The 6,621-nt window shown below is 75.4% G+C and carries 6 protein-coding genes; 3 read left to right on the top strand and 3 right to left on the bottom strand.

The window, feature by feature from the left end; all coding sequences use genetic code 11:
* The coding region (locus AB0J52_RS22020) for a hypothetical protein (protein ID WP_500183706.1) at window positions 1-1,217 on the bottom strand (1,217 nt) is incomplete at its 3' end.
* Window positions 1,218-1,394: 177 nt separating this feature from the next.
* Window positions 1,395-1,844: a cupredoxin domain-containing protein gene (locus AB0J52_RS22025; RefSeq protein WP_500183696.1), complete on the bottom strand. Its 450-nt coding sequence runs from the start codon at window positions 1,842-1,844 to the stop codon at window positions 1,395-1,397.
* Between the two features lie 163 nt (window positions 1,845-2,007).
* On the opposite strand from AB0J52_RS22025, the gene AB0J52_RS22030 reads away from it, so the two are divergent.
* Genes AB0J52_RS22030 through AB0J52_RS22040 form a run of 3 tightly spaced genes read left to right on the top strand, consistent with a single transcriptional unit; the run spans window position 2,008 to window position 5,012 of the window.
* Window positions 2,008-3,954, top strand: a complete 1,947-nt coding sequence (locus AB0J52_RS22030; protein ID WP_500183698.1) for a hypothetical protein — start codon at window positions 2,008-2,010, stop codon at window positions 3,952-3,954.
* Window positions 3,951-4,202 (top strand): hypothetical protein, encoded by a 252-nt coding sequence (locus AB0J52_RS22035; RefSeq protein ID WP_500183699.1) that lies wholly within the window; start codon window positions 3,951-3,953, stop codon window positions 4,200-4,202. Before AB0J52_RS22030 ends, AB0J52_RS22035 begins: the two co-directional genes overlap by 4 nt.
* Window positions 4,203-4,214: 12 nt before the next feature.
* Window positions 4,215-5,012: an SDR family NAD(P)-dependent oxidoreductase gene (locus AB0J52_RS22040; protein WP_500183701.1), complete on the top strand. Its 798-nt coding sequence runs from the start codon at window positions 4,215-4,217 to the stop codon at window positions 5,010-5,012.
* Between the two features lie 90 nt (window positions 5,013-5,102).
* Here AB0J52_RS22040 and AB0J52_RS22045 read toward each other — a convergent pair whose 3' ends face one another.
* Window positions 5,103-6,440, bottom strand: a complete 1,338-nt coding sequence (locus AB0J52_RS22045) for a DUF7927 domain-containing protein (protein WP_500183703.1) — start codon at window positions 6,438-6,440, stop codon at window positions 5,103-5,105.
* Window positions 6,441-6,621: the final 181 nt, after the last annotated feature.

Consider the following 6,621-nt stretch of genomic DNA (forward strand, 5'->3'; position numbering starts at 1 on the left):
CCCCGCCACACATTCCCCGCCGCCCGCGCCGCCTGCCTCGCCAGGCGCCGCCGCGGCGGGACGGTCCGCAACGCCAGGTCGTGCGCCACCGCCGTCCCCGCCAGATGCCCCAGGACGATCGCGTTCACCTGCACCATCGCGATCACCGACGGCGTCAGGAGGCCGTAGTCGACCACGTTGCCCGTCGAGCCCAGCAGATCCCAGTCCCGGCCCAGCGGATCGCTCGCCAGGATCACCGTCGTCTGCCCCTCCAGCAGCAGGAACGAGAAGTAGTGCGCCACCGTGTACCCCAGCGCGATCGGCAGCAGCGACCCGGCGAACCGGCCCCTCCACTCCCGCGCGTCCTGCCCCGACACCCGGGCCCCCGCCCACATCGCCGCCCCGTACAGCACCGCGACCGCGCCCACCCACACCAGCAGGCCCGCCGTCCCCGCCGGGACGTCCGAAGGGTCCACGTTGTCGCGCCAGTACGTCGTCCGGGTCACCCCGTCGAACCCCGTCGAGCCGATCAGCACGCACGCCGTCGCCGCCAGCCCCGGCTCGCCGCCCGTCCCCACCAGGCCCGTCAACGGCGTCCGCCACACCAGCGCCCCGTCCGGACGCCGCCCCACCGGGGACATCCGCGCCAGCAGCGACGAGTACGCCTCGAACCCGTCGCCCCGCGTGAACCAGTCCCGCCCGAACCACACCGCCGCCCCGGTGTTCACCGCCGCGTACCCGACCAGCAGCCACCCCACCAGACGCGGATCGCTGTGATGCGGCGCGACCAGCTCCAGCCACACGAACCCCAGCAGCCAGCACGCCGCCGGCCACCACCCCAGCAACTTCGGCGCCGCCCGCAGACCGGACGGGTCGACCCGCGCGACCCGGCACACCGCCGCGTGCAGCGTCCGCAGCGGGTTCACCCGCCGCCACACCGGCCCGAACAGCGCACTGACCGGCACCAGCCCCACCCAGAACGTCACGAACAGCGCCCACGGCGCCATGTTCCGCGCGTCCGAGGACGGCCCCGCGAACGCCACCGCCACCACCGCCGCCGACAGCACCAGCGCCACCCAGCGGGCCACCCGCGTCGGCCACGACGCGTCCAGCAGCCGCGCCAGGCGCGCCGGCAGGGGACGGCCCGCGTCCGGACGCAGCCGCGGCCGCGTCCACGCCACCGTCAACGCCAGGAACGTCACCGCGACCGCCGCGCCGCCGCCCGCGACCGCCGTCACCCCGTCCAACGGCAGATCCGTCCGGCCGCCGAGCCCATGCGCAAGGACCCCGCCCCCCGGCACCGGACCCCTCCACGCCGCGTCGCTCCAACCCGCCCCGCCCGACACCGGGCCGATCCCCACCGGGCTGTTCAACGCCGGGCCGTTCAGCGCCGCTCCGGTCAGCGAACCCACCGCTCAGCCCACCTGAAGCTCGAACGCCCGCGCGCCCGAGTGGTGCATCTCCGCCTCGAACACCCCCGGCAGCGACGCGACCAGCCGCAACGACGCCGGACGCCCCGGCGCGAGCTCCAGCTCCCGGTCATAGCCGTGCAGGTGGAACTCCTCGGGCACGTCGCTGGTCACCGTGATCCGCACCGTCGCGCCGCGCCGCACCTTCACCGTCCGGGACGCCGTCACCACCCGCCCCTTCACCACCGACACCCGCACCTCGGTCACACCGGGCGACGCGTCTCCCGACGGCCCACTCCCCGGCGCGCCACTCGGCGCGACGGTCGGCGGGCCGGGTGTCGCGCCGGTCTCCGGCTGCGTCCGCGCGGCCGGTTTCCCGCACCCCGCACCGGCCGCCAGCAGCACCCCGGCCGCCAGACCCGCCATGACCCTCACCGGCCACCTCGACGCACGCACGACGCCTCCTCCCACTCGTCCTCCCACTCGCCCGGCCGCCCGGCGGACGACCGCCCGGGTGCCGCACACCACACGATGTGACACTAGACAATGACACATTCGAGGCTGGCATACTCCGGCCCGTGGGTGGAATCACCCCCCGAAACCGCCCGAGGGAGCGATCGTGCTTCACCAACCCCCCATCACCGCGCCACCCGTCACCGCGCACGCCGTCACCGCGACCGCCGCGCGCCTGCTCGGCCACCCCGCCGTCCCGCACCTGGCGCAACCGGACAAGCCCGCCGGCGGCGCGGCGGTCGGCCAGGTGTTCATCGCCTCCGGCGCCGCCGCCGTCCTCACCGCCGCGCTGCTCCTGCTCGGCTGGGGCCACCGCACCGGACGCCTCGACTGGCTCACCCGCGCCGCCGCCCTCGCCGAACGCGGCCCCGGACGCGGCCTGCCCGGCTGGGCCGCCCTGCCCTCCGTCGTCGCCCTGGTGTCCCTGCTCACCGCCCTGCTCGGCATGTACTGGGACATCTCCCTGCACATCTCGCACGGACGCGACGTCGGCCCCCTCGCCAACATCGCCCACTACCCGATCCTGTTCGGCCTGTTCGGGATCTTCACCGCGGGCGTCCTCGCCGTCGTGCTGCCCGCCTCCGGACAGCGGCCCGGCGCCGCCGCCGTCCGCATCACCCGCACCTGGCACGCGCCCACCGGCGGCGTGCTGCTCGCCGGAGCCGGCTTCTACGCCCTGCTCGGCTTCCCCCTCGACGACGTCTGGCACCGCATCTTCGGCCAGGACGTCACCCTGTGGGGCCCCACCCACCTGATGCTCATCGGCGGCGCCGGGCTCTCCCTGGTCGCCATGATGATCCTCGAACGCGAAGGCCGCCGCGCCCACGCCGCCACCGCCCCGGACGGCCCGGCCTCACCCGCCTGGGCGCGCTGGCTCCGCCGCGGCATGATGTGCGGCGGCCTGCTCGTCGGACTGTCGGTGTTCCAGGCCGAGTACGACTTCGGCGTCCCGCAGTTCCGGCTCGTCCACCAGCCGCTGCTCATCGCCGTCGCCGCCGGCTGCGCCCTGGTCTGCGCCCGCCTGTGGGTCGGACGCGGCGGAGCGGTGTTCGCCGCCGCGTTCTACATGCTCGTCCGCGGCGGCGTGTCGGTCCTGGTCGCCGGCGTCATCGGCGAACTGTGGGCCGCCGTCCCGCTGTACTTCGCCGAGGCGCTGTGCGTCGAGCTCGCCGCGCTGTTCCTGGCCCGCCGCCCGCTCGCGCTCGGCGCGGTGTCCGGGGTGCTCATCGGCACCGCCGGGTTCGCCGCCGAGTTCGCCTGGACGCACCTGGCCTTCCGCCTGCCCTGGACCGCCGACATCGCCGTCGAGGGCACCGCGATGGCCGTCGTCGGCGGCGTCGCCGGAGGCGTCTGCGGCGCGCTGCTCGCCGAGGGCCTGGACGGCCGCCTGCCCGGACGTCCCGCCGGCACGGAAAAGGGCGCGCCGGGCAGGCCGCTGGTGGCCCGCGCGCTGTTCGCCGCGAGCCTGGCCGTGTTCGCCGCCGCGCTGGTCAACTGCCAGATCTTCACCGTCCCGCGCGGCGGGAACGCGACGCTGACCCTCACCGCCGTCCACGGCACCGGAACCCACCGCACCGCCGACGTCCGCGTCGAGCTCACCCCCCGCGACACCCTCGACCAGCCGTCCTGGATCGACATCACCGCCTGGCAGGGCGAGGGCCTGTACGTCGAGCACCTCGTCCGGCAGGCCCCCGGCGTCTACCGCACCAGCGCCCCCGTGCCCATCGGCGGGCAGTGGAAGACCCTGGTCCGCCTCCACGACGGACGCGAACTCGCCGCGGTCCCCGTCTACCTCCCGCACGACAAGGCCATCAACGCCCCCGAACTGCCCGCCCAGCCGCACGTCACGCGCGCCGTCACCGGCGAACGCCACATCCTGCAGCGCGAGCTGAAGACCGGCCTGCCGCCCTGGCTGTGGGCCGCCTGCTCGGCCGTCGTCCTCGCCTGCACCCTCACCCTGCTCATCTCCCTCGGCTGGGGCGTCGCCCGCATCGCCCGCGTCCTGCCCGCGCCCGCCCGGCCCGCCACCGCCCCGGAGAAGGTCGGCGCATGATCCCCGTTCCGCTGACGGCGGCCGAGCCGCTCGCCACGCACTCGGCCGTCACCGCCATCCCCTTCTTCGTCCCGACGTTCGTGGTCGTCGCGGTCATCGCCGTCATCATCTGGCGCGACCGCCGCACCCCCGACGACCCCGACACCGACGGCACCGGCACCGAGGAGATGGGCGCCGGCGACGACGCGGGCACCGGGGGTGGCGGTCGCGAGCGGGCCGGGAGCCGGGACCCCAACGCCCTCCCGTAGGGTGACGGTTCCATGAACCGACCCGCACCCCACGCGCCCGCGTCCTACCTGTCCGAACTGTTCTCCCTGAACGGACGCGTCGCGGTGGTCACCGGCGGCAGCTCCGGCATCGGCCGCGCCATCGCCGAGGCCCTCGCCCGCGCCGGGGCGTCCGTCGTCGTCGTGGCCCGCCGCGAGAGCGAACTCGACGCCACCGTCGACCACCTCACCGGCCTCGGCGGCCGCGCCGCCCGGGTCAGCGCCGACCTCACCGACCGCGACGCCGTCCGCGCCGCCGCCGACCAGGCCGCCGAACCGTTCGGCGAACCCGACATCCTGGTCAACGCCGCCGGAATCAACCTGCGGCCGCCCATGGGCGAGCTCACCGACGAGGTGTGGGACACCACCATGGCCGTCAACCTCGACGCGCCCTACCTGCTCGGCCAGCGCTTCGGCCCGGGCATGGCCGAACGCGGCTACGGACGCCTCATCCACATCACCTCCCAGCAGGCCTACCGCGCGTTCGTCTCCAGCGGCGCCTACGGCGTCTCCAAGGCCGGCCTCGCCGCGCTCGCCCGCTCCCAGGCCGAGGCATGGTCCCCGCACGGCGTCACCGCCAACACCCTGGTCCCCGGCTTCGTCATGACGCCCCTCAACCAGCGGCTGCAGGCCGACCCCGAACTGGTCGAGGCCCTCGCCGCCCGCACCTTCGCCGGACGCAACGGCGTCGCCGAGGACTTCGCCGGAGCCGCGGTCTTCCTGGCCTCCCCGGCGTCCTCCTACGTGACCGGACAGGCCCTGTTCATCGACGGCGGCTTCTCCACCCACTGACTCCCAGCCCGGCCGCAGCCGAGAAGACCGGCGCCGCTCCCCACCATCGGGAACGGCGCCGGATCTCCCAGCCGCCATAGGCGGCGAGAGCTAGCCGAGGACGGGCAGGTGCCTGAACCTGGTCTTGACGCGGACGTGGGTCCGGCAGCGCCCATCCCACGAACCCGGCCGGCAGTTGGAGATGGACGGCCCGGTGACCCGGTTGGCGAGCCGGCCGTTCCCGTGCCCGGTGACCCGGACCTTGTAGGTGATCGTCACGGTGCCGCCCGGCGCGACGTCACCGCGCCAGGTGATGACCGGCCTGCGGTAGGTCACGGACCCGGAGGAGGCCCTCAGCGTCCGGACCTTCAGGGCGGCGTCGTCGAGGACGTCCTCCAGCCGGTCGGTGATCTCCGCGCTCGTGGCCGTCGCGTCGCCCGTGTTCCGGACGGTCACGCTGTAGCCGACGACCTCCCCGGGACAGGGCCGCCTCACGTCGGCCGTCTTGACGATCTCCAGCCGGGGCTTGCCGGGAGGCGGAGGCGGGGGCGGGGGCGGAGGCGGTTCGGCGCTCTGGCAGTCCGGGCCCCAGGTGGGATCGGAGGTGAAGGTGACCATGCCGTCGCCCCGGTGCGCACCGGGGCTGATGGTCGCGCCCTCGGGGCCCAGGCTGGAGCCGCCGCCACCGGCCCCGCCGACCCACGGCTGCTCGCCCCCGGCGGCGGCCGCGCCACCGCCGCCACCGCCCACGACGCCGCCGCCCCCGCCGCTGCCGGCCTGGTAGTAGCCCGTCCCGTACTGCGCCCCCGCTCCGCCCTGCCCCGCCGAGCCGGCCATGCCGCTCAGATCCGGCCGCGGGCCCTCGCCTGCCGCGCCGCCCGCGCCCCCGTTGCCGCCCGCCTCGCCGGGAGCACCGTTGAACGAACTCAGGCGCGGCGCTCCGGCCGTGCCGGTCGCGCCGCCGTCACCCCCGACGACGGTGGTGGCTCCTGGCCCGGAGGCGGCCGCGCCCCCACCGCCCCCTCCGGCGACGACCAGGTCGGTGGATCCAGAGCGCACCCAGGTGGCGCCGCCACCGCCGTTCCCGCCATTTTGGCCGAATTGACCACCGGCGCCGCCGCCGCCGTACCCGCCGGCACCTGATCCGGCCGCACTGGCACTTCCGCCCGCCCCGCCGACGATGACGTCCAACACCTGCCCGCCGCTCACCGCCAGGCACCCGGTGACCTGCGCGCCCAGCCCCCCGACGGCGCCGCCGTTCGGCCCGGGGCCGCCGCCCGACGCCCCGTAGGCGTCCACACGGACCGACTGCACTCCCTCGGGAACGGTGTACTGCTGGGGACCGCCGGTGAACGCCAGCGTCTGCGTCGTGGCCTCCGCCTGGGCGGAGGCCACGGGGACGACCGTTCCGATAGCCATGGTCACGGCCACGGCGGCTGATGCGCGCATGTAATCGATCTTCACATTCCGTGACTTCTCGATCACTGTACGCGTCAAACGGTCAGGTGCCGGCGGGTGGTGTTCCAGGCCGCGCCAGGTAGTGGGTGAGGTCGGGGAGCAGCCGCGGGCTCAGCGGCGCGCGCAGCGCGTAGACCAGTGCGGTGACCGGCGCGCCCGCGTGGTAGGCGGC

Origin of the sequence: Spirillospora sp. NPDC049652, assembly GCF_040675125.1 — a bacterium.
Lineage (GTDB): Bacteria > Actinomycetota > Actinomycetes > Streptosporangiales > Streptosporangiaceae > Spirillospora.

Bases quoted from the DNA above. Each gene is read 5' to 3' on its own strand.
- AB0J52_RS22035 (WP_500183699.1), top strand. From the start codon at position 3,951: ATGATCCCCGTTCCGCTGACGGCGGCCGAGCCGCTCGCCACGCACTCG.
- AB0J52_RS22040 (WP_500183701.1), top strand. From the start codon at position 4,215: ATGAACCGACCCGCACCCCACGCGCCCGCGTCCTACCTGTCCGAACTG.
- AB0J52_RS22045 (WP_500183703.1), bottom strand. From the start codon at position 6,440: ATGCGCGCATCAGCCGCCGTGGCCGTGACCATGGCTATCGGAACGGTC.